The following is a 24,985-nucleotide window of genomic DNA, read 5'->3' on the forward strand; positions in this document are numbered from 1 at the left end:
TGTTTGTCCCTTATCTACACCTAAAACCCACCCACGACCCTTACGTCAAGGCGGGCATCGGTTCGAGGTGCCCCTTCCGTTCCAGCCGCCGCAGGCCGAGCGCGCAGGCGCAGCCGAGCGCGACCAGGCCTGCCCAGGGCAGCTCAGGCAGGCCAGCGGACCGGGCGAGGTCGAAGACCGTGCCGGTGAACAGGTTTCCGAGCAGGATGCCGACGCCGACCACGGTGTTGTAGAAGCCGTAGTAGGTCGCGACCAGCCGCCCGTCCGCGAACCGGACGATGGTGTCCATCTCGAAGGGGAAGACGGCGACCGTGCCCAAAGCCAGCAACGCGGCCGACAACACCAGCGCCACCCCCGCCACTACCGGACCGGTTCGCGCTGCCGCGCCCGGAGCGACGAAAGCCAGCGCCATCAGCCAGATCCCGGCCGCCAGGCAGGTGCCAGGCGGCCACTTCCGCTGGAACCAGGCGGTGATCTTCAGCTGCCCTGCGATCGCCAGCCCGCCGGAGACCACGAACAGCGCCGCGATCAGCGCGGTGCCCGCCACGCCCGTACCGGCGATCCGGCGTGCCTCGATCGGCAGCGCGAGATACGTCTGGAACGACAGCACATACGACCCGATCATCACCAGCGCGAACAACAGGAACGACCGGTTACGGGTCACCGCCCGGATTCCGGCCGGGTGCCTGCCTTCCGGACGTTCCCGCTGCGTCGGCAGCGCCTTGATCTGGACCGCTGTGAGCACCCCGAAGACCGCCGCCGCGACCAGGCAGGTGAGCTTGAAGTCGACGGCCGTCAACGCCAGCCCGACGACCGGCCCGGCCAGGATCCCGCCCTGGTAGAACACGTTGAACACGGCGAACGCTTCGAGCCGCCGCTCGCCGGAGTCCGCCGCGAGGTAGGCACGCACGGCCGGGTTGAACAACGCGCCCGCGAACCCGGTCGCCGCCGAGGCCGCGATCAGGCTCGGCAGCGAGTCGACGACCGCCAGCAGCGCGAACCCGGCCGTGCGCAGGACACACCCGGCCACGATCAGCGGCTTGTAGCCGAAGCGGTCCGCGAGCGAGCCGCCTGCGAGGAACATGCCCTGCTGGGAGAAGTTCCGCACGCCGAGCACCAGTCCGACCGCCCAGCCCGCCAGTCCGAGCGGACCGGCCAGGTAGGTCGCGAGGTACGGCATCAGCATGTAGAAGCCGACGTTGATGGTGAACTGGTTGAGCATGAGCAACCTGCTCGGCCGGTCGAACGACCGGTACCGCACGAGAAGGCTCACGCCGGATCGACCACCTTCCGGCAGCGGGTCCAGCTCGTCACGACCTGCTCGGCCGGGTCGTCGATGCGCGCCGGAGCCGTCGGCCGCCTGCCCAGAAGCCCATGCGCGGCACAGTATTCGTCGTTGTAGACGGTGTCGAAGTAGCGCTGCGGACCATCCGGGAACACTGCCGCGACCCGAACGCCGGCCTCTTCCGTGCGCGCGACCCAGCCCGCGACCAGCGCCACCGCGCCGACACTCCAGCCGCCGGTCGCGTGATGCGCGGCGGCCAGGCGGCGGCAGGTCCACACGGCCTCGTGCGGCGCGACCCAGTGCACCTCGTCGAACGCGGCGTAGTCGACGTTGCGCGGGTGGATGCTGGACCCGAGCCCGCGCATGAGCCGGGTCGTCGCGGGCTGGCCGAAGATCGTCGAGCCGATCGTGTCGACGCCGATCAGCCTGAGGTGCGGGAAAGAGCGTCGCAGCACACGGAAAACACCGGCCGAGTGGCCGCCGGTGCCGACAGAGCAGACGAGCACGTCGATCCGGCCGAGCTGCTCGGCCAGCTCGTCGGCGAGCCCGGCGTAGGCGTCGACGTTGTCCGGGTTGTTGTACTGGTCAGGGCACCAAGCCCCGGCCTGTTCCCCGAGCAGGCGCTGAACGCGGTCGCGGCGCGCCTGCTGCCAGCCGCCTGCCGGATGCGGCTCGGTGACCAGCTCCACGCGGGTTCCGTGCGCGGTCAGCATCCGCCGCACGATCGGCTCCATCCCCGGATCGGTGACCAGGGTGACCGGATGCCCGTGCACGATGCCCGCCAGCGCCAGCCCGAGCCCGAGCGTGCCGCTGGTGGACTCGACGATCGGCGCCTTGTCCGCCAGGTCACCGCGTTCCTTGGCCTTGGCGACCATGTGCAGTGCAGGCCGGTCTTTCATACCGCCGGGGTTGAAGCCTTCGAGCTTGGCCCAGAACCCGTGTGGCGGGCCGGTGAGCGGGTCTTCGATCCACAGGACCGGGGTGTTCCCGACCGCGCGGTCGACGGTCAGTTTCGCTGTTTTCATGCGGAGTTCTCCCGTTTCGGGCAGGACGGCACACCGGATGGCGAGGGTTCGCGTCCGGGGATGAGGTGTGCGATCGCTGCTCAGGTACGGGAAACGCAGTGGTCCAGCAGTATTCGCCTGCCGGTGCGGCCCAGTGACGGCACCACGGCGAGTTCGCCGTGCTCGCTGCCGGGAGCCCAGGATTCCGTTGTGGCGCTGGGACTTTCGAGTGCCGTGCCGTGCTGGTCCTGCTGGCGCACGAGATCGGCGGCCGGTCGCTCGGAAGTGTCCTGGTGCTGCTCGGCCGGGCAGTGGTCGACATGCACGACCACGGCGGCATGCTCATGCGGCGCGTCGTGATGCCCGACGCACGCGGAGAGATGCAACCCCGCGACCGCGACGACGCCCAGGAAGAAGAGGGCGAGCCAGTAGCGGCTGCGGGTAGCCATGGGTTCACCCACGGTTGCCACCGTAGCAGATCTTGGTCAAGTGCTCGTGAGCGTCGCGGGCGGTTCTATTGCCCGGAAACCCAAACGTGGGGTCGTGAGTGGTATGGCCGGTTCTAACCGGCCGGAACACTCACGACCCCTGGTGTCGCGTGGCCAGGTCGTGGGCGAGGGGAACCCCTCGTTCAGACGCGAAAGGGCATGCGCGAGTGGTAACTCTGCTCCGTTGGACGCAGCAGAGTTGCCACTCGCGGCCTGTCCGGGCCTCGCGACGTGACGGCCCCGTCGGCCTGTCCGGAGCGCGCCACCTTGCCCTTCCCCTCAATAACCGCCCGCGACGCTCACGAGTCCTACCTGCCTCGGGTATGCACGGCCGCGACCTCGGCGTCGGTCAACGCCCGGTCGTAAACCCGGACCTCGTCGACCGACCCGTCGAGGAAGTCGACCGGCGAGCCGCCGTACTTGCCACGGCCGATCACGGTGTTGCCGCTCGTCTTGTCGGTCAGGCAAGCGTCGCGGACCGCGGCGGGCTGGCCGTCGACGTACAGCTTCAACTGCCCGTGCGCGGCGTCGCGGACGCCGACGACGTGATACCACTGCCCGGCGACCGGAGTCACCGGTGCGAGGGCGCGCTCACCGACGAAGCTGAACGCCAGCTTGCGGTCGGCGCCGGAGTACTGCAGGAAGAACGCGCTGTCCCGCGGCCCGTCCTGGCTGACCACGGTCTGGAACGCGCCGCCGAGTTCGGTGAACTTCACCCACGCCGACACGCTGTAGTTGCCCGAGGTGTCCAGCAGTGCCGCACCGGTGTCGGCCTGGCCGTTGCCGGTCAGCGTCAGCGCCGAATCCGCCCAGCCGCCGTTGGTCACCGTGGCGTCGTGCCCGCCGATGCTGTCCCGCGCCACCGTGCCCTGGCCCTCGTTGAACGCGTACGCGTCGATCCCGTCGATCCCCGGCTTGCCCGGCGGGAACTCACCCGGTGGAGCCGTGTCGGCGGACCTGATCAGCGCCTCGTTGGCCGCCCGCACCTTCGCGAAGTCCATTTTGGACACCTGGCGGTCGTAGGTCCAGAAGCCGTTGATCTCCTTCTCGACGTCGGTCGTCTGCGTGTAGACGCCCGCCGAGACCCCGCATCGCTGCTTGATCAGCGTGAGCCGCTTCTGCAACTCGGCATAACGGTCGGTCAGGACCGTGCTGTTCGGCACGATCTCGTACGCGAAGCTACCGGCCGGGTCGAACTCGTGCCCAGGCGTCCGCAGGCCGAGCCCGCCGTACTCACCGTCGACCGCGGCCCGTGTCGCCGACGGCGAGGGCGCGCCCGGCCCGATGTACATGTGGTTGTCGTACATGTCGCCGCGGCCGCTGTCCGGCTCGGAGTCGCAGCAGTTCACGCCGCTCTCGGCGTTGACCAGCCTGCTCGGGTCCCAGGCCTTGACCTGGTCGGCGATCCGGCCGACCTCGTAGTCGCCCCAGCCCTCGTTGAACGGCACCCAGGTGACGATCGAGGTGAAGCTCTTGTGCAGGTCGATCATCCGGTGCAGCTCGGACTCGAAGTTCGCGCGCCCGGTCGGCGACGCCTCGCGGCCGGTCATCATCGACGGCATGTCCTGCCAGACCATCAGCCCGAGCTTGTCCGCGTGGTAGTACCAGCGATCCGGCTCGACCTTGATGTGCTTGCGGACCATGTTGAAGCCGAGCGCCTTCTCCTGCTCCAGGTCGAACCGCAGCGCGGCGTCGGTCGGCGCGGTGTGGATGCCGTCCGGCCAGAAACCCTGGTCCAGCGGGCCCATCTGCATGACGAACTTGCCGTTCAGCATCATCCGGGTCTTGCCGTCTGAGGTCTTGCCGAGGCTGATCGACCGCATCCCGAAGTACGAGCCGACCTGGTCACCGTTCAGCTTGACCCGCAGGTCGTAGAGGTGCGGGTCGTCCGGCGTCCACAGATGCGGCTTGGGCACCGGCAGCGAGAGGGGAGTGTTGGCCATGCCGCTCACCCGGCCGACCATGCGGCCGTTGTCGTAGGCGACGGCCTCGACGATGCCGCCGCCGGTCGCGCGGACGTTCAGCGCGAGCGCGCCCTTCGCGAGGTCGGGCGTCATGTCGAGCCGCTCGATGTGCGTTGCCGCGACGGGTTCCAGCCAGACCGTCTGCCAGATCCCGGAACTCGGCGTGTAGAAGATGCCGTCGCCCGGTTTGCGCTGCTTGCCCAGCGGCTGCTCGCCCGCGTCGTTCGGGTCGGAGACGCCGACCACGATCTCCTGCTCGCCGGAGGACTTCAGCGCGTCGGTCACGTCGACCGAGAACGCGTCGTAGCCGCCGGTGTGCCGGGTGACCTGCTTGCCGTTGACCCAGACCGTGGTGGCCCAGTCGACCGCCTGGAACCGCAGCACCACCCGGTCACGCCACTCGCGTGGCACGGTGAACGTGCGGCGGTACCACATGTTCGTCTCGTGCCGCATGATCCCGGACAGCGCGGACTCCACCGGATACGGCACGAGGATCCGCTCCGCGAGGTTCTTGCCGATCGGCGGCGCCTCACCGGCGGTGGCCTTCGAGAACTGCCAGACCCCGTTGAGGTTCTGCCATCTGTCGCGGGTGAGCTGCGGCCGCGGATACTCAGGCAGCGCGTTGGCCGGCGAGACCAGATCCGACCACGGCGTCTTCAGCGCCGGTTCGATCTTCTTCCAGCTCGGTGGGTCTGCGGCGGCAACCCCCACAGTGGACAGTAGGACGGCGACGACGGCGAGGAGCACCGGACGCGGAGAGAACATTTATGAACCTCTCTATGCGTTACGGGATTTGGCGAGCCAGCGCTGGATGATGACGACCACGAGCAGGAAGCCGCCGCTCACCACCGACTGGAAATTGCTGTCGAGCGTGCCGATCTGGTTGATCACGCTCTGGATCACGTTGCGCAGGCCGACGCCGATCACCGTGCCGATGATCGTGCCTGCGCCGCCGGTCAGCAGCGTGCCGCCGATGACCACGACGGCGATCGCGTCGAGTTCGGTGCCGACGCCGATCACGGTGACACCGGACTGCAGATACGCGGCGGTCAGCGCACCGGCGAACCCGGCGAGCAGGCCGCTCATCGTGTACACCGCGATCTTGGTGCGCGCCACCGGCAGGCCCATCAGCAGCGCGGACGACTCTGAGCCGCCGGTGGCGAACACCGACTGGCCGAACCGTGTCCGTCGCAAAAGGACACCACCGGCGAGACAGAGTGCCGCCGCGACATAGACCGGATACCCGATACCGAGGAAAGTCCCTTGTCCCAAGCGAAGGAATATAGCGTCACCGGGGATCTTGAACGTCGTGGAGCCCTCGCTCGTGATCGCCAGCAGCAGTCCGCGGGCGAACAGGAGCGAGGCCAGCGTGACGATGAACGGCGCCATTCCGGTGCGTGCCACCAGGATTCCGTTGATCAGTCCAATGAGGCCACACACGGCGAGTGGTAACAGGAGTGAGCCGAAGAAACCCCATTGCGACCCATACGCCGCGAGCACACCGCCCAGCGCGTACACCGAGCCGACCGACAAGTCGATACCGCCGGTGATGATCACGAACGTCATCCCGAGCGCGATGACCAGCAGGAACGAGCTCTGCAGCGCCAAGTCGCGCAGGTTGCCGAGCGAGCCGAAGCGCGGGAACACGATCCACGCGACGATGATGACCACGACGAGCACGACCGCCGCGCCCTGCCGTTGCAGCAGGCTCGCCCACCGTTCCCGGTTGGCCTGGACGGCGGTCATCGCGTGCTCCGCTCTCGTGCGACGTAGACGGCCGCGATGATGATCGCCGCCTGCACCATCTGCGTGGCCGAGTCCGGCAGGTCGTGCTTGATCAGCGTGGCCCGGACGAGCTGCATCAGCACCACGCCCATCACCGTGCCGAGCACCCGGACCCGGCCTCCGGTCAGCGGCGTGCCGCCGACGACCACCGCGGTGATGGCCGAAAGTTCCATCAGCAGCCCGATATCCGCCGGGTCGCTGGCACCCAGCCGCGCGGTCGCCAGCACACCCGCGACCCCGGCGAGCACGCCGCAGATCGCGTAGACGCCGATGAGTACGCGCCGCACCGGCAATCCGGCCAGCGCGCTCGCGGACCGGTTCCCGCCGATCGCCACCAGCTGGCGGCCGAACGTCGTGCGCTGCACCAGCAACCCGACACCGGCGGCCAGCACCGCCGCGACCAGCACACTCACCGGGATGCCGAGTACGTCGCCGTTGCCCAGCGAGAGAAACTCGGGCGAGCGGACCTCGACGAGCTTGCCCTCCGCGATCACGAGCGCGAGCCCGCGCCCGCCGACCAAGAGTCCCAGTGTGGCGACGATCGGCTGAATTCCCAGCTGAGCCACCAGAAAGCCGTTGAACAACCCCGCGGCCAGCCCGACCACGAGCGCGACCAGTACGGCCGGCAGCGGCCCGTACCCGAGGTAGAGCGGGATGAGCGCGGCGGACAACGCCATCACCGCGCCGACGGACAGGTCGACGCCTTCGGTGCCGATGACCAGCGCCATCCCCAGCGCGACGACGCACACCGGCGCCGCTTGCAGCAGTTGCGTGCGGAAGTTGGCGGCGGACAAGAAGTTCTCGGTGAACAGCAGGTTGAACGCGAACAGCCCGGCGACCGCCAGGTACACGCCGTACTCCTGCAACCAGCGGGTTCTCGTCATGCGCCTGCTCCGGCGATGGCGGCCAGCACGTTCTTCTCGGTGACGTCCTCGCCGCTCAGCTCACTCGCGACGGTCCCGTCGCGCAGCACCACGATCCGGTCGGCGCCGTCGATGAGCTCCTCCATTTCGGACGAGATCAGCAGCACGGCGAGCCCCTCCTTGGCGAGTTCGTCGATCAGCGCCTGCACCTCGGCCTTGGCGCCGACGTCGATGCCGCGGCTCGGTTCGTCGAGCAGCAACACCTTCGGCTGGGTGCAGAGCCACCTGGCCAGCAACACCTTCTGCTGATTGCCGCCGGACAGCTCGGCCACCTTCTGGTCGGGACTGGACGCCTTGATACGCAGGCGTTTCATGAACGTGTCCACGATCCTGTCCTGTTTGGACCGGCTGACCAGACCGAACCGGGACAGCCGGGGGAGCGCGGCGAGCACGATGTTCTCGCGGACCGACAGGTTCGGGATGATCCCGTCGGCCTTGCGGTCCTCGGCGAGCAGGCTGATCCCGGCGCGCATGGCCTTGGCGACCGTGCGCCTGACCGGTCTCCCGCCGAGCAGCACGGTGCCGCCGTCGAGCGGCAGCGCGCCGATGATCGCGCGGGCGGTCTCGCTGCGCCCGGAGCCGAGCAACCCGGCGAGCCCGACGACCTCGCCGGGCCGGATGGTCACCGAGACGTCGTTGATCCGGGTGCCGCTGGTCAGCTTCTCCGCCCGCAGCAACGGTTCCTTCCCGGCGTGATGATCCTCGCCGAAACTCGTCGTGCCGTGCTCGCGGATGTCGCTGACCGCCCGGCCGAGCATCATCGACACCAGCTCGATCCTGGGCAGGCCGGCCAGCGGTCCACTGTGGACCAGCTTGCCATCGCGCAGAACCGTGACCTGGTCACAAATGCGGTAGAGCTCGTCCATGCGGTGGCTCACATAGAGGATCGCGATGCCGCCGGAGTGGAGCCGCTCGATGACGGTGAACAGCGTCTCCACCTCCCGAGGCTCCAAAGAGGACGTCGGCTCGTCCATGATGACCACCCGCGCGTCCAGCGAGACCGCGCGGGCGAGCGCCACCATCTGCTGCGCGCCGACACCCAGGCTGGCGAGCGGCTTGCGCACATCGGTCGTGATGCCATACCCCGCAAGGAGTTCCGCCGCGTCGGCGTTGAGCTTGCGCCAGTCGATCAGGCTCCGGTGACGCGGCTCGCGGCCGAGGAACACATTGGCCGCGATGCTCATCAGCGGGATGAGGTTGACCTCTTGGTAGATCGTGGAGATCCCGGCCTGCTGCGCCTGGATCGGCTTGGCGAAGGTCACCGGCGCGCCGTTGTGCCGCAGCACCCCGCCGTCCGGCTGGTAGACGCCGGTCAGCACCTTGATCAACGTGGACTTCCCGGCGCCGTTCTCGCCGACGAGCGCGTGCACCTCGCCGGGTCTCAGCGTGAACGAGACCCGGTCGAGTGCCTTGACGCCGAGGAACTCCTTCGAGACTTCGACGGCTTCCAGCACGTCAGACGACCTTTCAGTAAGCGTTCGCGACCTTCTGCGACGCGTTGGTCTCGTCGTACTGGTCATCAGAGATCACGATCGCGGGCCCGATCGGGTTGCCTTCCGCGAACTTTTGCAGCGTCGAGAAGGCGAGATTGCCGAAACGCGGGTTCGACTCGATGACCGCGTTGTACGAGCCGTCGACGATCAGCTGCACCGCGTTGCGGGTGCCGTCGATGGACACGATCTTGACGTCCTTGCCGGGGTTCTTGCCCGCGGCCTTGAGCGCGTTGACCGCGCCGATGCCCATCTCGTCGTTCTCGGCGTAGACCGCGGTGATGTCGGGGTGGCTCTGGATGAGCTGCTCCATCACCGCCTGGCCCTTCGACCGGTCGAACTCACCGGTCTGCTGCGCCACGATGGCCAGTCCCTTGGCGCTCGCGAGCTGGTCGGTGAAGCCCTTGGTGCGGTCGGTGGTCACGTTGTTGCCCGACGAGCCGAGCAGGATCGCGACCTTGCCGGTCCCGCCGGTCACCCTGATCATCTCGTCGGCGGCACGCTTGCCCTGCGCGACGAAGTCCGAGCCGATGAAGGTCAGGTAATCCGTGCACGGCTGCTGCGTCACCTTGCGGTCGACGGTGACGACCGGGACCTTCTTCGCCTTGGCCGCGTCGAGCGCGGGCTGCAGGCCGTCGGAGTTCAGCGGCGCCACGATCAGTGCCTGCGCGCCCTGGTCGAGCATCGACTTGATGTCGGCGATCTGCTTGTTGAGGTCGCTCTGCGCGTTCGTGACCAGCAGGTTCGCCGACGGGATGCCGAGCTTGGCGGCCTCGTCCTTGATCGACTTCGTCTCGGCGATGCGGAACGGGTTCGCCTCCTTCTCCGACTGGGAGAAGCCGATCTTCGCGGTCTTGAGGTCGAGCTTGGGGTAGCCGGTCTGGGCGAGCGTGCAGTCAGGGCCGCCCGACTGCCGCGGCGCGGCCGAGGCGGCCGGGCCAGGCCCCGACGGCGCGGTGTTCTGCGACTCGGTCTTGGCGCAGGCGGTGAGCAGTGCGAGCGCGGCGACCGCGACGACGGCGCGCTGGGCGGGGACATGCATGGGTGCTGCTCCTTCATGCCAGGGAGACGTCGGCGGACGTGCGGGGCGACGGTGACCCGCGTCACTCCGGATGGCTTCCTCCAGTTTTTACATCGTTGGCACAACGTTGTAAAGCGGCAAAGCGTGTAGCTAGGATTCTGCGAGCGAGACTGGAAAGGGAGGGCCATGGCACCGACGCTCAAGGACGTCGCCACGCTGGCGGGGGTGTCGGTGAAGACGGTTTCGAACGTCGTCAACGGCTACGACTTCGTCAAGCCGGAGAACCGGCGCCGTGTCGAAGAAGCGCTGGCCGCGACCGGCTACCGGCCCAACATGGGTGCGCGGAACCTGCGCCGCGGCCGCACCGGGTTCATCGCGCTCGTGGTGCCCGAGCTGAGCATCCCGTACTTCGGCGAGCTCGCCGGCCTGGTCATCACCGCCGCGCACGACCGCGACTGGAGCGTGCTCATCGAGCAGACCCAGGGCACCCGTGAGCGCGAGCGCGCCACGCTGGCGTCACTCGGCCCGCACATGATCGACGGCGCGATCATCGGCCCGGAGGCACTCGAGGTCGAGGATTTCACCGAATTGGCGCCGAAAGTCCCGTTGGTCATGCTCGGTGAGCACGCGCTCGACGTGCCGATCGACCGGGTGGCCATCGACAACGTCCTCGCCGCCCGCACCGCCGTCACGCACCTGGCCGGGATGGGCCGCCGCCGCATCGCCGCCATCGGCGCGAACCCGCACCGTGGCACGGCCGCGCTGCGGCTGACCGGGTACCGCGAGGCACTGGCCGCCGCCGGGCTGCCATCGCTGCCTGAATACGTCTCGCCGGCGTTGAACTATCACCGCGCGGACGGTGCGACCGCCATGGCGCACCTGCTCAGCCTGCCCGAACCACCCGACGCGGTCTTCTGCTTCAACGACATGCTCGCCATCGGCGCACTGCGCACGGCGGCCGAACGCGGCTTCCGCGTGCCCGACGACATCGCGATCGCGGGCTTCGACAACACCGAGGAGAGCGCGTATTCACTCCCGTCGCTCACCACGATCGCACCGGACAAGGCGGCCATAGCGCGCGCCGCCGTCGACCTCGTCCACCGGCGCTCGGAGTCGGCCGCGTTCGAGCCGACCGAGGTGCAGACGCCGTTCGCGCTCCAGGTCAGGGAGAGCACGACCGGGCTCGTCTAGCATCGCGAGCGTGAACCACCCGTACCTGGTCGTCGACACCGACGCCGTCGAAGCCCGCGCCCGCGAGTTCGTCGCGTTGTTTCCCGGTGCGCACGTCCGGTACGCGGTCAAGGCGAATCCGGAACCCGCTGTGCTCGACGCGGTGCTGTCCGTGGGCGCCGGGTTCGACGTCGCGGGGCGCGCGGAGATCGAGCTGTGCCTTGCGCGAGGCGCCGACCCGGCTTCGCTGGCCTACGGGAACACGATCAAGAAGCGCGACGACATCGCTTTCGCCTACGCGCGCGGGGTTCGTGAGTTCACTTCGGACGCGCTGAGCGACATCGAGAACCTGGCCGAGTGCGCGCCGGGGTCGCTCGTGTCGGTCCGCCTGCTGCTGGACGCGCCGGACTCCGTGACCCCGTTCGGCCGCAAGTTCGGGGTCGAGCCGCCGGTCGCTTTGGACTTGCTGCGGCGGGCTGTCGCGTCAGGACTTCGCGTCGGCCTGGCTTTCCACGTCGGCTCACAGCAGCTGGACCCGAGTGCGTGGGAGATCGGGATCGCCACCGCGGCCAAGCTCGCCGCCGAGGGCATCCTGCTGGAGCGGCTCAATCTCGGCGGTGGCTTCCCGGTGTCCTATCGGGAGTCCGCGCCTTCGCTGGCCGAGTACGCCTCGGCGATTCATGCGGCGCTGGCGGCGTATTTCCCGGACGGCCATCCCTCGTTGCTGCTGGAGCCAGGCCGGGTGCTGGTCGCGGAGGCCGGCGTGATCCGGACCGAGGTCGTCCTCGTCAAACCCGGCTCGACGCGGTGGGTCTACCTGGACATCGGCCGCTACAACGGGCTCGCTGAGACCGAGAACGAGGCCATCGCCTACCGCCTGCTGACCGACCGCGACGGTCCGTCCGGCCCGGTGATCCTCGCTGGCCCGACCTGCGACGGCGACGACGTGCTGTATCAGCGGACCCCCTATGAGCTGCCGCTTTCCCTGCGCGCGGGCGATCTCGTGGAGATCCCGGGCGCGGGTGCCTACACGGCGAGCTACGCGTCGGTCGCGTTCAACGGCATCGAGCCGCTTTCCGTTCGGTGCGTCGGGAGGTTCGCCCATGGATGACGTCGGCCGCTTCGCCGGACGCCACGTGCTCGCCGAACTCCATGGCGTGTCACCGGTTCTGCTGGACGATTCGGACTTCCTGCGCTCGGTGCTGGAGGCGTCGGTGACGGAGGCGGGCGCTTCGGTGCGCGAGGTGATGGCCCACCGGTTCGCGCCGCAGGGCGTGACCGTGCTCGCGCTGCTGGCCGAGTCGCACGCCTCGGTCCACACGTACCCGGAGATCGGCGCGGTCTTCGTCGACGTCTTCACCTGCGGCGACCGCGCCGACCCCGAACACGCGGTCCGCCTGCTGGCGAAGGCGCTCAACGCGACTTCGGTCGAACTGTCCACCGTACTGCGAGGAGAACACTGATGCGCCGGATCGCCGAGCCCATGGGCACCGGCCTGACCAGGATCTGGGAGGTGGACGAGGTCCTCTTCGAGGCTCGGACGCCGTTCCAGGACGTCCTCATCGGACAGACTTCCCAAGGCGTGACCTTGTTCTGCGACAACGAACGCCAAAGCACGGAAGCCAGCCAGCTCGTCTACCACGAGGCGTTGATGGTCCCGTCGATGCTGCTCGCCGCCCAGCTCGATCGAGTGCTCATCATCGGTTCGAGCGAGGGCGTGGTCTGCGAAATGGCCGTCGCCGCAGGTGCGTCGCATGTGGACCATGTCGACATCGACACCGAGGCCGTCCAAGCCTGCGCTGCTCATTTGCCTTACGGCTACACGACTTCAGCACTTGAGCGCGCGGTCCGTGGCGAAGGCCCGATCCACGTCCACTACGAGGACGGCTTCAAGTTCCTGGCGGACAGCGGGCTGTACGACCTGATCGTCATCGACCTCCCCGACGAGAACACGGACCCCGAGGCGCAGCACAATCGCTTGTACGGCACGGAGTTCCTGCTCGAGTGCGCCTCGCATCTCACCGAAGGCGGCGTGCTGAGCTGTCAGGCGGGGTGTCCGACCCTGTGGCGCAACGAGACGCTGCTCGCGTCCTGGCGTCGTTTTGGTGAGGTCTTCGGCACGGTCCTGTACTACGGCTCCGACGAGCACGAATGGGCGTTCCTCTCCGGCCGCCGCGACCGGGTCGAGGTGCCGGTCGCGGACCGGCTGGCCGCGCTGCCGTATCGTCCCTCCACAATAGACACTCTGGCTCTGCGCGGTGGAACGGTTCCGCCGTATTCTCTTCGAATGGTGCGCCCGTGAGGCTTCCCGTCCTGCTCGTCGTCTTGGCTTTGCTGTTCGGCCTCCCGTGGTGGACGCTCGTGCTCGCCCCTGGTGTGCTGGTGCTGCCGGGCACGATCGTGTTCATGGCCGCACTGCTGCTGTTCCCGCTGATGATGTACCTGGGCCACAGCCGCCGCGCGCTCGACCGGGCGGCCCGTATCGGCGACACCATGCTGGGCGTGATCTGGGTGTTCTTCGCCTGGAGCGCGCTCGGCCAGCTGCTGCACGTCTTTTTCGACAGCTCCACGGTGGCCTTGGTCGTATTGGTGATCTCGGTGGTCCTGGTGCTCTGGGGCACCTTCGAGGCGATGCGCGTCCCGCGGATCAAGCGCGTCGACGTGATCATCCCGCGCCTCGGCGCCGGCCTCGACGGCGTCAAGGTGGCCCTCATCTCGGACACCCACCTCGGCCCGCTGAACCGCGCCCGCTGGATGGCGAAGGTGGTCGCGGTGGTCAACGACCTGGACCCGGACATCGCGATCCACGCCGGCGACATCGCGGACGGCTCGGTCGCCCGCCGCACACCCCAGGCGGCGCCGCTGGCCGACGTCCGCGCCCGCCTCGCCAAGGTGTACGCGACAGGCAACCACGAGTACTTCGGTGAGGCCCAGGCTTGGCTCGATCACATGGAAACCCTGGGCTGGGAACCACTCCACAACCGCCACCTGGTCGTCGAACGCGACGGCGCGAAGCTTGTCCTCGCCGGCGTCGACGACCGCACGGCCGCCGCGTCCCGCCTCCCCGGGCACGGCGCTGACCTCCCGCGCGCTCTTTCCGGCGCGGATGAGTCGTTGCCGGTGCTTCTCGTCGCGCACCAGCCGAAGCAGATCACGGACGCGGTGTCGGCCGGCGTCGACCTGCAGGTCTCCGGGCATACCCACGGCGGCCAGATCTGGCCGTTCCATTACCTGGTCCGCATCGACCAGCCGTCCGTGCACGGCCTGACCAAGCACGGCGACCGCACCCAGCTCTACACAACCCGAGGCACCGGCTTCTGGGGCCCGCCCCTCCGAGTCTTCGCACCCAGCGAGATCACCCTCCTGACGCTGAAGGGGTCGTAGGCGTTCCCGGGCGGCTAGTAGGCACCGCGCACAGAACGCGGACACACGTACACAGCGGGCGGACACGCGTGCACAGAGCGCGGACACGCCCGGGATCGCGAAGATCCGTCGGCGTGTCCGCGTTCCCTGCACGCGTGTCCGCGTTCTGTGCACAGTGCCGGACGACCCCTAGGATGGGGTTCGTGAAGATCTTGGCCGGGGTCGCGGTCGCGCTGGGTGTCGCGGCGGTGTGGTTGCGCCGCAGCCTGCTGGTGGTGACCGTGGACGGGTCGAGCATGCAGCCCACGTTCGCCGACGGGGACCGGGTGGTCGTGCGGCGGGGCAGGACCGTGCGGCGTGGTGACGTGGTGGTGCTCGAGCCGCCGCTCGATCCCGGCGCTTCGCATCTGCCGTCGGGGCCCGGTGCGGATGGCCGGTACTGGAATCTCAAGCGGGCCGTGGCGCTGGCGGGTGACCCGGTGCCGCCCGGTATCGCGGGGTCGGACGGGCACACGGCCGTGCCCGCCGGGACGCTCGTCGTGCTCGGGGACAACCCGGACAGCGTCGACTCGCGTCAGCGGGGGTTCTACCCGGCCGATCAGGTGCTCGGCGTGGTCAGCCGCCGTATAAACGGGCGATAAGGCGCTTTGTACGAATCGTGTACAGCCCATTCCTAGTGTCGGGACATCACATTTCGGTGATGGGAATGGAGAAAACCCGATGAACTCTGTACTGGGCCGTATCGGTGACCGCGTGCTCGAGCGCCTCGTGCCGAAGACGACTGCGAAGGCCGACACCAGCTTCTGGAGCCGCTGCTTCTGCGGCACTGTGGACGGTACCAAGTACCGGTACGAACGCTACTGCCACGTCGTCGGTGGCCACAGCTCCTGTGGGCAGTGCGAGGTCCGCGGCATCGGCTGCTGAATCCGTTCGGGCGGGAAAGCGCGGGAGGGTTTCATGTCATATGCCGAATTGTTCTTCCGCGCTTTCCTGCTCGGCGTCTTTCTCTTCGCCGTGCTCGGAAAGGCGCGTGGACGGGCGGCTTTCAACGAGTTCGTCCGTTCGATACAGGGGCTGCGGCTGACGCCCCGTAAGTGGTCGGCGCACGTGGCGGCGCTGGTGGTGGCCGCCGAGGCCGTGGTGGTGGTGCTGCTGGCCGTGCCCGGCACCGTCGTGGCCGGCTTCGGGCTCGCCGCGTTGCTGCTGATCGGCATGACCGGCGCGATCGTGGTGGCGATCGGCACGGGGCGTCAGGCGCCCTGCCGGTGCTTCGGCGCTTCGGTCACCCCGCTGGGCACCGCCCATGTGGTGCGGAACCTGATCTTGCTCGCCACCGCGGCGGGCGGGCTCGGCTTCGCGGGCTCCGCCGGCGCGACCGAGCCGGGCGGGGTGGTGCTCGCACTGGCCGCCGCCGTGGTCGGAGTCCTGCTCGTGGTGCGTGCCGATGACCTGATGGCGTTGTTCGCCGTCACCCAAGATTCGAAGTGAGGCTGGAAAATGACTTTCCTGGTGGCGGCCGTCGTTTTCGTCGGCGCGTTGTGCCTGTTCAACCTGTTGCTCACTTTCGCGGTGCTGCGACGCCTGCGCGAGCAGGGCGACGAACTGGCGGCGCTCAAGGCGAAGCATGGGCCTCGGTATGACCCGGAAGTGATGGTAGGCCAGGAGATCCCGGTCGTCGGGCACGACCTGGTCGGCTTCTTCGACTCCGGCTGCCCAACCTGCCACGAAGAAGCTCCGCTGTTCGCCGAGCTGGCCGTGCGCCACAGCGCGCTCGCCGTCATCAGCGGTGCGCCGAAGGACGTCACCGACCTCATCGAGCTGCTCTCGCCGGTGGCGTCGCTCGTGCTCGGTGACGAGGCCACGGAGCTCACGAAGGCCGTCGACATCCAGGCGTTCCCGACTTTCCTGCAGGTCAGCGGGTCCCGGATCGAGCAGGCGCAGACCTCCGTGGCGGCACTCGCCGAGAAAGTGCCGTCGGCGTGAGCAAGACGCGTGAGCTCGCTCGCCAGGTGGCCGTCGTCTGGCGGCTGTGCTGGCGGGCGGGACGGTCACTCGCCATGGGACAGCTGGCGCTCGCCGTGCTCGGTGGGCTGCTGCCGACCGCGACGGCCTGGCTGACGAAGTTCGTCGTCGACGACCTCGTCGCCGGGCGCCCGGAAAGCGCGTTGCTCGCCGCGGGCGGGCTGCTAGGGATCGGTGTCGCCGTCGGGGTGTTGCCTCCGCTTTCCTCTTACCTGCAAGCGGAACTGTCCCGGCGGATGGACCGCGCGATGCAGGACGAGCTCTACACCCGCATCAACGGCTTCCAAGGGCTGGCGCGCTTCGAAAGCCCAGGTTTCCTCAATGAGCTGAACATGGCCGTCGAGGCCTCCGGCGGCGCGATGCGGCCGGTCACCACCGGCCTGTTCGACGCCGGGCGCACCATCATCACGCTGGTCAGCCTGCTGGCGACGCTGTCGTTGCTGAGCCCGATGATGGCGATACTGGTGACGGTCGCCGCCGTGCCCGCACTGTTCTCCAGCCTGGCGCTCACCAAGGGCCGGGTGGGCACCATGGCCCGGCTGTCACCGGCGACGCGGCGCCGGGTCTTCTACTCCTCGCTGATCACCGATGTCCGCGGTGCCAAGGAAACCCGCCTGTTCGGGCTCGGCGGATTCCTCAAAGGACGGATGCTCACCGAGCTTGACACCATTCAGGACGGTGAGCGCGGACTCGACCGCCGCGACGCGCGCAGCCGGTCGCTGCTGGCGTTGCTGTCCGCGGTCGTCGCGGGCGCAGGGCTGGTCTGGGCGGTGTACTCGGCCGCGAGCGGGCGGCTCAGCGTCGGTGACGTCACCGCGTTCGTCGCCTCGGTCGCCGGCGCGCAGGGCGCGCTCGTCGGGCTGGTCGGCAGTGTGGCGATGGCGCACCAGGCGCTGCTTTTGTTCGCCTATCACGTGAAAATGACCTCGTTGCCCGACGACCTCCCGCCGCACGGCGCAGCCGCGTTGCCGCCGCTGCGGACCGGGATCGAGCTGCGGGACGTCTGGTTCCGTTACGACGAAAGCCATCCGTGGGTGCTGCGCGGCGTCGACCTCACGCTCGCGCACGGCGAGTCGCTGGCGCTGGTCGGCCTCAACGGCGCTGGCAAGAGCACGCTCATCAAGCTGCTCTGCCGCTTCTACGATCCTTGCCGCGGCGCGATCCTGTGGGACGGGGTCGACATCCGCGACGTGCCGCCGGAGGAACTGCGGCGGCGGATGGGCGTGCTCTTCCAGGACTACATGTCCTATGACCTGACCGTCGCCGAGAACATCGGCGTCGGCGACCTCACCGCGCTCGAGGACCGGCCGCGGATCGAGGCCGCCGCGAGCCGGGCCGACATCGACATGGCCGTCGAGTCGCTGCCCCGCGGCTACGACACCATGCTGAGCCGGATCTTCGCCGACCAGGACGACGACAAGGGAGTCACGCTCTCCGGCGGCCAGTGGCAGCGCTTGGCGCTGGCCAGAACGCTGCTGCGCGACGAATCCGACCTGCTCATCCTCGACGAGCCGAGCGCGGGACTCGACGCGCAGGCCGAGCACGAGATCCACGAGCGGCTGCGCACGCACCGGACGGGCCGGACCAGCCTGCTCGTCTCGCACCGGCTGGGCGCGGTCCGTGAGGCGGACCGGATCGTCGTGCTCGGCGGCGGCCGGATCATCGAACGCGGGTCGCACGACGAGCTGATCGGCCTGGATGGCGAGTACGCCAGGTTGTTCGCCATCCAGGCCGACGGCTACCGCACGGTGTAGGAGTACGGGAACGCCTTCAGCTCGTCGCCGGTGGTGGCGAAGTCGCTGAAGTCGTCCACGTACAGCACCCCGGACACCTTGGTGCCCGATGCGGCGCCGGGGTTCAGCGTCACCGTGATGGTGCCGCTCTGCCCCGGCTGGAGCACCAGCGGCGTGAACGCGAGCGGGTTCTCCTCGCTCGCGCCGAGCCACGCGTTGCCGGTCGACGTGGTCACCGTCTTGTCGAACAGCCGCGTCGTCGCCACCATCTTGAAGTCGGCGGTGCGGCTGCCCGAGCCGACCCCGTTCGCGGCCAGCAGCCACGGCCCCGGCGCGACCGCGGGGGAGGACACGGTCGCGCTCGCGACGTAGTTGGCGCCGGAACGGCGGAGCAGCTCGGGGCCGCCGAGGAAACCGATCAGGCTGACGTCGATCGGCGCGTTCGCGGCCGCCGTCCCGGTGAGCTTGGTCGTCGCCGGGGGAACCAGGTAGATCAGCGGGCGGCCGATCGGCAGCGAAACGCCTTTCTCCGGGCCGTTCGCGAGCAACCGCACGTCGCCGGTGGCCGTCGAACGGGCGTCCGCGAAGAACGACAGCGGCGCGATGCCGTTGTTGCGCAGGTCCACCCGCGCGGTCACCGGTTTGCCAGCGGGCAGCACCGCACCCGACGGCAGGCCGGTCGCCTTCACGTCGACCGTGTCGAACTTCAGCTCGCCGGTGAACTTCTGCTCGGTGGTCGTGCCCGCGACCGGGTTGGACACGGCGACGATGAACGTCCACCGCCCCGGCGCCGGGTCCCGCCGGAACTCCTGCAGTGTGCTGCCGAAGGTCGCCGGGTTCCCGTCGGGGCCGAGGGTCCGCACGTTGTTCTGCTGGCTCAGAATCTGCCCGTCGGGGCTCACCAGGTAGCCGAAGATCATCTGGTTCGGGTCGCCGTCGAGCTTGAGGTCGATGCCGAAATCGCGACGGCCCGCCGGCACGTCGAACTGGTAGAAAGTGTTCTGCGCGGCGATGAAGTCGCGGCCGTTGCCGCCGGTCAGTACCCCGCTGAACGTGCTCTTGACCAGGCTGCGCAACACCATCGGCACCACGGCCCGCCCGACGCGCACCGAGGCGACGACATCGCCGGGTGCGTCCGGGGTCTGCGCGAGCACATGGAAGGTCGTGCTCTGGCCGGGAAGCAGCAGCGCGGTCGCGGGGGAGACCGTGCCCAGCGGCGCGGACGCCGCCGTGCGGACGCCGAACGCGATCGATCCCCGGTAGCCGCCGTCGGCCTTGCTGTCGAACAGGGCCGTCCAGGTGCCCGCGATGGGAGCGTGCACTTCGACATGACCGAAACCGGAGTCGCCCTGCGAGCCGAAGACCGCGGTCAGCGTGCCCTGCGGGTCGAGCAGGCGCAGGTTCACCGCGTTGCCACCGCTCGGCGCGTACGCCAGCGAGAAGTCCAGATGCTCGGCGTCCGGCGCGACGGTGAACTTCTTCGTCACGAAGCCGAACGTGGTGCCGGAGCCACTTGTCCACGTAGGACTCTTGGTGGCGTCCAGGTCGACCTTGCCGCGCGTGTCGGCGAGTACCTTGGTGAATGCCTTGGTACGCGGGGAAACCGTCTGCGGAAGCATGCCCGAATTGGTGACCTTGAGTGCGAAGTCCTTTTTGGACCCCGGCGCGGCCGTCGCGGAGAGCTGGGTCTGCTCGACGAGCAGGGTGTCGCTCTGCGACTTCGCCGCGAGCACGGCTTCGGCCGCGTTCAGCAGACCGGCGCCCTGCTGCTCGGCGCGGTCGCCGAGGTCGGTCGCGGTGCTCGTCAGCAACCGCTTGATCAGCGCGGGGCTGGGCTTCTCGCCATAGTGCGCCGACGCGTACGCCTCGATCACCAGCGCGGCGGCTCCGGCCACCAGCGGCGCGGACTGACTGGTCCCGCCGAAGTTGAAGATCGGCGATGGCGCGCCGCGGAAGTTCTTGCAGCCGGTGAAAAGCGCGGGATCGGGGGTGCAGACCGACCAGCCCTGATCGCCCGGCGCGATCAGATCGAGCGTCCGCGCGCCTTCGGTGACTCCGCCCGAGCTGATGGCCGCGATGTTGTCGCTCGCGAATCCCTTCAGGCCTGGCATGCCGCGCTGAGTCTGCGCGTTCACCCGGAACGCGGTCGACGCGCCGACGCTGATCACCGCGGGGTCGCCCGCCGGATTGCCGATGGTGTTGTTGAACCCCGCGTCACCGCTGGCGGCGACCACGGTCACGCCCGCGGCGGCCGCCGCCTGATTGGCCAGCGAGATGGGATCGGTGTGCCGGTCCGGATAGGGATTGTTGCCGAGCGATTCGTTGAGCACGTCGACCTTGGCGACCTTCACCGCGTAGTCGATGGCCTGCACGATGGCCGAGGTGGTCGAGCCGTCGTCGCCCGAGGTCTTGAGCCCGACCAGCGACGCGCCGGGCGCGACCCCGCGGATCTTGATGGTGCAGCCCTTGGGCAGCGGTGCCGCCGGGTTGACGTAGTCGCTCAGGTCGTAGGTCTGCCGTCCCTGCGCCGCGATCGCGCTCGCGTCGCCGAATGCCTCGCGTCCGCTGCTCGGCGCGTTGAGCCCTTCGCCGCTGAAATCCTTGTAGTCGGCGAAAACCGCGGAACCGTCCGCGCGCCGGAAGTCGGGATTCCGGACGTCCACCCCGTCCGCGAGGAAAGCGACCTTCACGCCCTTTCCGGTGGCCTGTGGCTGCTCGGCGTTCGTCAACCGCAAAGCTTCGGGTTCCAGCAAGGGTTTCGCCGGATCCGACGGGCACGTCCCGTCCAGCGGTGCTGTCACCGGCGCTGACGCGCCGGTCGGCTTTTCCACGATGACCGGCTTGGGACGCTTGACGACGAGGTCGGGCACGATGGCCTTGACACGCGGGTCTGTCCCCAGTCTGGCCTGATCGGCCGAGGTCAGTTTCGCGGCGAATCCATTGAGGACACTGAATTGGCGTACCGCTGCCGCGTTGATCAGGCCGAGCAGCGGTGCTTGCGGCTGCTGATCGGTCAGCAGGACGATCACCGGTTCCGGTGGGCTTTCGGCGGTTTCCGCGATCGCCGCCGGTGGCGCGACCACGGTCACCGCGAGCACGGAACCGACACAGAGGTGCCTGAGGCGCATCTTCTGACCTCTCACAAGTAGGGACTCGGTGAGAGCACGGATGCGGTGACGGCCAGGTTCAGTCGTCCCGGTCAGCGGGCACGCGCTTAGCCCTGCTGGGTGCCACGCGCGGCGGTTCGTTGGGCTGCTTGGGATACACCGGTGGCCACGGCGCGTCCATCAAGCCGTGCGCAAGATCGTAGCGGGACATCTCCAGCAGCGGCTCCAAAGACTGCGGAACCGAGTCACGCCAAGGATCGCCGGCTTCCGCGACCCGCGCGGGCACGGTCGCGATCGTCAGCTCGGCGGGATCCACATTGTCCAATTCGGACCAGAACAACGGCGTGGACACCTGCGCGCCGACCCGAGGACGCACACACCAGGCCCCGAACACCGTCTTGTGCGGCGCGTTCTGGTTGAAGTCGACGAAAACCCGCGAGCCGCGCTCCTCTTTCCACCACTGCGCGGTGATCAGATCGGGATGCCTGCGTTCCAAGGCACGCGCCAGCGCGACCGCCGCCGCGCGGACTTCGTAGCTGTCCCACCGAGGTTCCAGCCCGACGTAGATGTGCAGACCCCGCGAACCCGAGGTCTTCACCTTCGCTTCGATACCGTGCTCACGAAGGAAATCCCTGGTCAGCGCGGCGACCGAGCGGATCTCCTCGAAGCCGGCGCCCGGCGACGGGTCGAGGTCGACGCGCAGTTCGTCGGCGATCTCGGGCTGGCCGGCGTGGATCGGCCAGACATGGAAGCCGATGCAGCCGAGGTTCACCGCCCACAGTATGTGCGCGAGATCCGCCGCGACCAGGGCTTCGCTGGTGGTGCCGTTCGGTGTCGAGACGACGGTCGTGGTCAGCCACTCCGGCGCCGTCTTCGGCACCCGCTTCTGGAACCAGGACTTGCCGCTCGCGCCGTCCGGATAGCGCTCCAGCATGAGCGGACGGCCGCGCAGCGTCGCGAGCAGCGGCTCGGCGACGGCCTGGTAGTAGCGGACGAGGTCGAGCTTCGTCTCCTCGCGCTCGGTGAAGTACACCTTCGACGGGCTCGAGATCTTCACCTCGGTGCCGTCGACGTCGAGCATCAGGAACTCGCTCACCGTGCCTCCGAGAACAAGGTCGCCAGCTCGGCGGGTGCGACTTCCTCGAGCTGGGCGTAGGTGCACGACTCCGGCGTGCGGTCGGTGCGGAACCGCACCAGCCTGCCGCCGTGGCGCAACCGGCTGCCTTGCAGATGCTCGTACCGGATCTCCGCCACCAGTTCGGTCCGCAGCGGCTCCCAGGTCAGGTCCTTCGTCGGCGCCCAGCGGCTCTGCGCGCCCGGCAGCCGGGTGTCCTGGACCTCCGCCCACGACCGCCACGGGTGCCCCTCCAGCGCGTTTTCGCGCAGTGGAGCCAATTCGGTGACGAGTTCTGCGCGCCGCGCGGCAGTGAAACTGCTCGCGACGCCCACGTGGTGGAGCACGCCCTCGTCGTCGAACAGGCCGAGCAGCAGCGAGCCGACACCGACGCCGTCCTTGTGCCAGCGGAAGCCCGCCACCACGCAGTCGGCAGTGCGCACGTGCTTGACCTTCAGCATCGAGCGCTTGTCCTGCTCGTAGGGCAGCGCCGACTGCTTGGCCATCACGCCGTCGAACCCGGCGCCCTCGAACCGGGTGAACCAGTCCTGCGCCACATCGGGGTCCGTGGTGATCGGGGTGAGGTGCACGCGCTCCACCGAGGCGTCGAGCAGGCCTTCGAGCAGCTTGCGACGTTCGGTGAACGGCTCCTCGGTGAGGTCGCGGTCGCCGAGCGCGAGCAGGTCGAACGCGACGAAGCTGGCCGGAGTCTCCTCCGCCAGCTTCTTCACACGCGACGCCGCCGGGTGCAGCCGCAGCTGCAGCGTCTCGAAGTCCAGGCCCTCGCCGGTGACGAGCACGATCTCGCCGTCCACCACGCAGCGCGGGGGCAACGCGGCCTTCAGCAGCTCGGCGACCTCGGGAAAATACCTGGTCAACGGCCTGTCATTGCGGGAGCCGAGCTCGATCTCGTCGCCGTCCCGGAACACGACGCAGCGGAACCCGTCCCATTTGGGCTCGTAGACCAGCCCCGGCGCACGCGGTACCTCGTGCACGGCTTTGGCGAGCATTGGCTTGACCGGCGGCATCAGTGGCAGGTCCACGCCGCTGATCGTAAGGCTGATCAGGCATATTTGCTGGTACAGATCGCGGAGCCGGAGGCGAAGCCGTCGCGGAACGCCTCCACCCGCGCGAAGCCCGAGCCGACGCTCTTGCCGTCCAGGTCGCCCGCGATGAGGCTGTTGGCCTTGAGCATCTCGGCGACGGCCTCGTCGAGGTCACCGGGGGAGAGCTTCAACGGCGTCTCCTGGTCGCCGCGCATGGTGCTCGCCCAGGTGCCGGTCAGGCACGCGGTGCGCAGGCCCGCGACCGGGCCGTCGAGCGAGCCGCCCGAGGTCTTCTGCGCCGCCAGCGCGTACCGGGACGCGATCTCGGCGAACGCGGCGAAGTCGCCGATGCCGCCCTTGTTGCCGCGCCGGGGTGGGGTGCCGATCTTGGTCAGCTCGGCCGGATTGAGCGTGACGACGTTGGTGGCGGGGCAGTAGGCGGCGGGGGTGGTGAGCTTGGCGTTCACACAGGTGGCCGTGCGCTGGGTGAACGACGGCGGCTGGGTGCCGGGGAACGCGATCCGCAAGGAGTCCTCGAGGTTCTTCAACGCGTTCGGGTCGGTGACGCGGAGATTTCCCTTGCCCAGTCCCGAATCCCGCTCCTCCGGGCTGAACGCCTGCTGGCTGATCCGCTGCCGGACCTCGGTGACGTCGATCTTCGCGCAGCGTTTCGGGTCTTCGCCGAAGCCGAACTGGAACGCCGAGACCCGGTCGAACGCGTCGCCGTGCGCGCCCTCGGCCGCGGCGCTGGTGCCCGCGTTGTCCCTGATGAAGAACAGGGTGGACATGATCTGGTTCAGGCCGGGGCCGGTCGAAAGCTGGAAATGCGGCGCGTTGCCCCCGGCGACCCAGCGGAAGAAGTTGCCCGCGTAGCAGTCGGCCTGCTGCTCCTTGACGATCGACGGCGCGTCGCCGTCGCCGAGACGGAACTGGATCGCGTGGCCGAGTTCGTGCGCCAGCACGGCGACCACGGACATCGGGCCGAACGACTCGTCGAGGCTCGGCAGCAGCTCGCCGCGATCCCAGGCGACGGTGTCGTCGTTCGCGCAGTAGAAGGCGTTGACCAGCCCGGCCGTCGAGCTGCCGCAGAGGTTGAGCCCGCGTGCGCCGGAGTCGTACGAGACGAGCCTGCTGATCGGCTTGAACTGCCGGTCGAAGTGCTCGGGAAGCTGCTCTTTCCAGTACTGCTGCACATCCGCGACCGCGTTCGCGGCCAGCTTGTCGATGGCGCCGCCGTCGCCGTTGAGCACCGGGAGTCCGGCATCGGCCACCCCGGCCTTGGGCCCGCTCGGGCCGTCGGTGATGGCCAGCCCGGCCACCTTGGTGGGGTCCTGCCGGTCGGGGGCGCTCGTCCCCGGAACGGCCTGAGCGCAGCCCCCGAGCACGGCGACCAGTGCGGCCGCGCACGCGGCCCGTGTCAACGCCTTCATGTTGGGCTACACGGACCGCGCGCGAAACCGGTTCACTCGG

Annotated in this window: 22 protein-coding genes; 10 read left to right on the top strand and 12 right to left on the bottom strand. The window is 68.8% G+C overall.

Annotated features, from left to right (window positions below):
* Positions 1-40: 40 nt before the first annotated feature.
* The 8 genes from ACFV15_RS27070 to ACFV15_RS27105 all read right to left on the bottom strand — a co-directional run bounded on the left by ACFV15_RS27070 (position 41) and on the right by ACFV15_RS27105 (position 9,981).
* Complete coding sequence (locus tag ACFV15_RS27070) at positions 41-1,273, bottom strand: MFS transporter (protein WP_378353415.1); 1,233 nt, start codon at positions 1,271-1,273, stop codon at positions 41-43.
* Positions 1,270-2,310: a PLP-dependent cysteine synthase family protein gene (locus tag ACFV15_RS27075; protein ID WP_378353416.1), complete on the bottom strand. Its 1,041-nt coding sequence runs from the start codon at positions 2,308-2,310 to the stop codon at positions 1,270-1,272. The genes ACFV15_RS27070 and ACFV15_RS27075 overlap by 4 nt, the downstream gene beginning before the upstream one ends.
* A gap of 80 nt (positions 2,311-2,390) precedes the next feature.
* Entirely contained in the window at positions 2,391-2,738 is a 348-nt protein-coding gene (locus ACFV15_RS27080; RefSeq protein WP_378353417.1) for a hypothetical protein, read from the bottom strand.
* A 347-nt stretch (positions 2,739-3,085) separates the two neighbouring features.
* Complete coding sequence (locus ACFV15_RS27085) at positions 3,086-5,506, bottom strand: LamG-like jellyroll fold domain-containing protein (protein ID WP_378353418.1); 2,421 nt, start codon at positions 5,504-5,506, stop codon at positions 3,086-3,088.
* 12 nt (positions 5,507-5,518) lie between these two features.
* The gene (locus tag ACFV15_RS27090) at positions 5,519-6,487 is read right to left on the bottom strand and encodes an ABC transporter permease (RefSeq protein ID WP_378353419.1); all 969 of its coding nucleotides are present in this window, start codon (positions 6,485-6,487) and stop codon (positions 5,519-5,521) included.
* Entirely contained in the window at positions 6,484-7,410 is a 927-nt protein-coding gene (locus ACFV15_RS27095; protein WP_378353420.1) for an ABC transporter permease, read from the bottom strand. The genes ACFV15_RS27090 and ACFV15_RS27095 overlap by 4 nt, the downstream gene beginning before the upstream one ends.
* Positions 7,407-8,969 (bottom strand): sugar ABC transporter ATP-binding protein, encoded by a 1,563-nt coding sequence (locus ACFV15_RS27100; protein WP_378353421.1) that lies wholly within the window; start codon positions 8,967-8,969, stop codon positions 7,407-7,409. The genes ACFV15_RS27095 and ACFV15_RS27100 overlap by 4 nt, the downstream gene beginning before the upstream one ends.
* Positions 8,917-9,981 carry an ABC transporter substrate-binding protein gene (locus tag ACFV15_RS27105; RefSeq protein WP_378353422.1) on the bottom strand — a complete coding sequence of 355 codons (1,065 nt, stop codon included), beginning with the start codon at positions 9,979-9,981 and terminating at the stop codon, positions 8,917-8,919. Before ACFV15_RS27105 ends, ACFV15_RS27100 begins: the two co-directional genes overlap by 53 nt.
* 165 nt (positions 9,982-10,146) lie before the next feature.
* Here ACFV15_RS27105 and ACFV15_RS27110 point away from each other — a divergent pair, with 165 nt between their 5' ends.
* The 10 genes from ACFV15_RS27110 (at position 10,147) to ACFV15_RS27155 (ending at position 18,269) form a co-directional block, all read left to right on the top strand.
* The gene (locus ACFV15_RS27110) at positions 10,147-11,151 is read left to right on the top strand and encodes a LacI family DNA-binding transcriptional regulator (protein ID WP_378353423.1); all 1,005 of its coding nucleotides are present in this window, start codon (positions 10,147-10,149) and stop codon (positions 11,149-11,151) included.
* Positions 11,152-11,161: 10 nt separating this feature from the next.
* A complete protein-coding gene (locus ACFV15_RS27115) occupies positions 11,162-12,241 on the top strand; it encodes a type III PLP-dependent enzyme (RefSeq protein WP_378353424.1) in 1,080 nt (359 codons plus the stop codon).
* Entirely contained in the window at positions 12,234-12,593 is a 360-nt protein-coding gene (gene speD / locus ACFV15_RS27120; protein ID WP_378353425.1) for an adenosylmethionine decarboxylase, read from the top strand. The genes ACFV15_RS27115 and speD overlap by 8 nt, the downstream gene beginning before the upstream one ends.
* Complete coding sequence (locus ACFV15_RS27125; protein ID WP_378353426.1) at positions 12,593-13,432, top strand: spermidine synthase; 840 nt, start codon at positions 12,593-12,595, stop codon at positions 13,430-13,432. The genes speD and ACFV15_RS27125 overlap by 1 nt, the downstream gene beginning before the upstream one ends.
* Entirely contained in the window at positions 13,429-14,514 is a 1,086-nt protein-coding gene (locus ACFV15_RS27130; RefSeq protein ID WP_378353427.1) for a metallophosphoesterase, read from the top strand. Before ACFV15_RS27125 ends, ACFV15_RS27130 begins: the two co-directional genes overlap by 4 nt.
* A 182-nt stretch (positions 14,515-14,696) precedes the next feature.
* Positions 14,697-15,134 carry a S26 family signal peptidase gene (locus ACFV15_RS27135; RefSeq protein ID WP_378353428.1) on the top strand — a complete coding sequence of 146 codons (438 nt, stop codon included), beginning with the start codon at positions 14,697-14,699 and terminating at the stop codon, positions 15,132-15,134.
* A gap of 79 nt (positions 15,135-15,213) precedes the next feature.
* Positions 15,214-15,417 (top strand): hypothetical protein, encoded by a 204-nt coding sequence (locus ACFV15_RS27140; RefSeq protein WP_378353429.1) that lies wholly within the window; start codon positions 15,214-15,216, stop codon positions 15,415-15,417.
* A gap of 33 nt (positions 15,418-15,450) precedes the next feature.
* Positions 15,451-15,981, top strand: a complete 531-nt coding sequence (locus tag ACFV15_RS27145) for a MauE/DoxX family redox-associated membrane protein (protein WP_378353430.1) — start codon at positions 15,451-15,453, stop codon at positions 15,979-15,981.
* Between the two features lie 9 nt (positions 15,982-15,990).
* A complete protein-coding gene (locus ACFV15_RS27150; RefSeq protein WP_378353431.1) occupies positions 15,991-16,476 on the top strand; it encodes a TlpA family protein disulfide reductase in 486 nt (161 codons plus the stop codon).
* On the top strand, positions 16,473-18,269 hold the full coding sequence (locus ACFV15_RS27155) for an ABC transporter ATP-binding protein (protein WP_378353432.1): 1,797 nt from the start codon (positions 16,473-16,475) through the stop codon (positions 18,267-18,269). Before ACFV15_RS27150 ends, ACFV15_RS27155 begins: the two co-directional genes overlap by 4 nt.
* Here ACFV15_RS27155 and ACFV15_RS27160 read toward each other — a convergent pair.
* Genes ACFV15_RS27160 through ACFV15_RS27175 form a run of 4 tightly spaced genes read right to left on the bottom strand, consistent with a single transcriptional unit; the run spans position 18,254 to position 24,945 of the window.
* Entirely contained in the window at positions 18,254-21,376 is a 3,123-nt protein-coding gene (locus ACFV15_RS27160; protein ID WP_378353433.1) for a S8 family serine peptidase, read from the bottom strand. The genes ACFV15_RS27155 and ACFV15_RS27160 overlap by 16 nt on opposite strands.
* A 58-nt stretch (positions 21,377-21,434) precedes the next feature.
* Positions 21,435-22,436: a non-homologous end-joining DNA ligase gene (gene ligD / locus ACFV15_RS27165; protein ID WP_378353459.1), complete on the bottom strand. Its 1,002-nt coding sequence runs from the start codon at positions 22,434-22,436 to the stop codon at positions 21,435-21,437.
* 11 nt (positions 22,437-22,447) lie between these two features.
* Entirely contained in the window at positions 22,448-23,512 is a 1,065-nt protein-coding gene (locus ACFV15_RS27170) for an ATP-dependent DNA ligase (RefSeq protein WP_378353434.1), read from the bottom strand.
* A 20-nt stretch (positions 23,513-23,532) separates the two neighbouring features.
* Positions 23,533-24,945, bottom strand: a complete 1,413-nt coding sequence (locus ACFV15_RS27175) for a neutral zinc metallopeptidase (RefSeq protein WP_378353435.1) — start codon at positions 24,943-24,945, stop codon at positions 23,533-23,535.
* Positions 24,946-24,985: the final 40 nt, after the last annotated feature.

It is taken from the genome of Amycolatopsis sp. NPDC059657, assembly GCF_042734395.1.
Taxonomy (GTDB): Bacteria; Actinomycetota; Actinomycetes; order Mycobacteriales; family Pseudonocardiaceae; genus Amycolatopsis.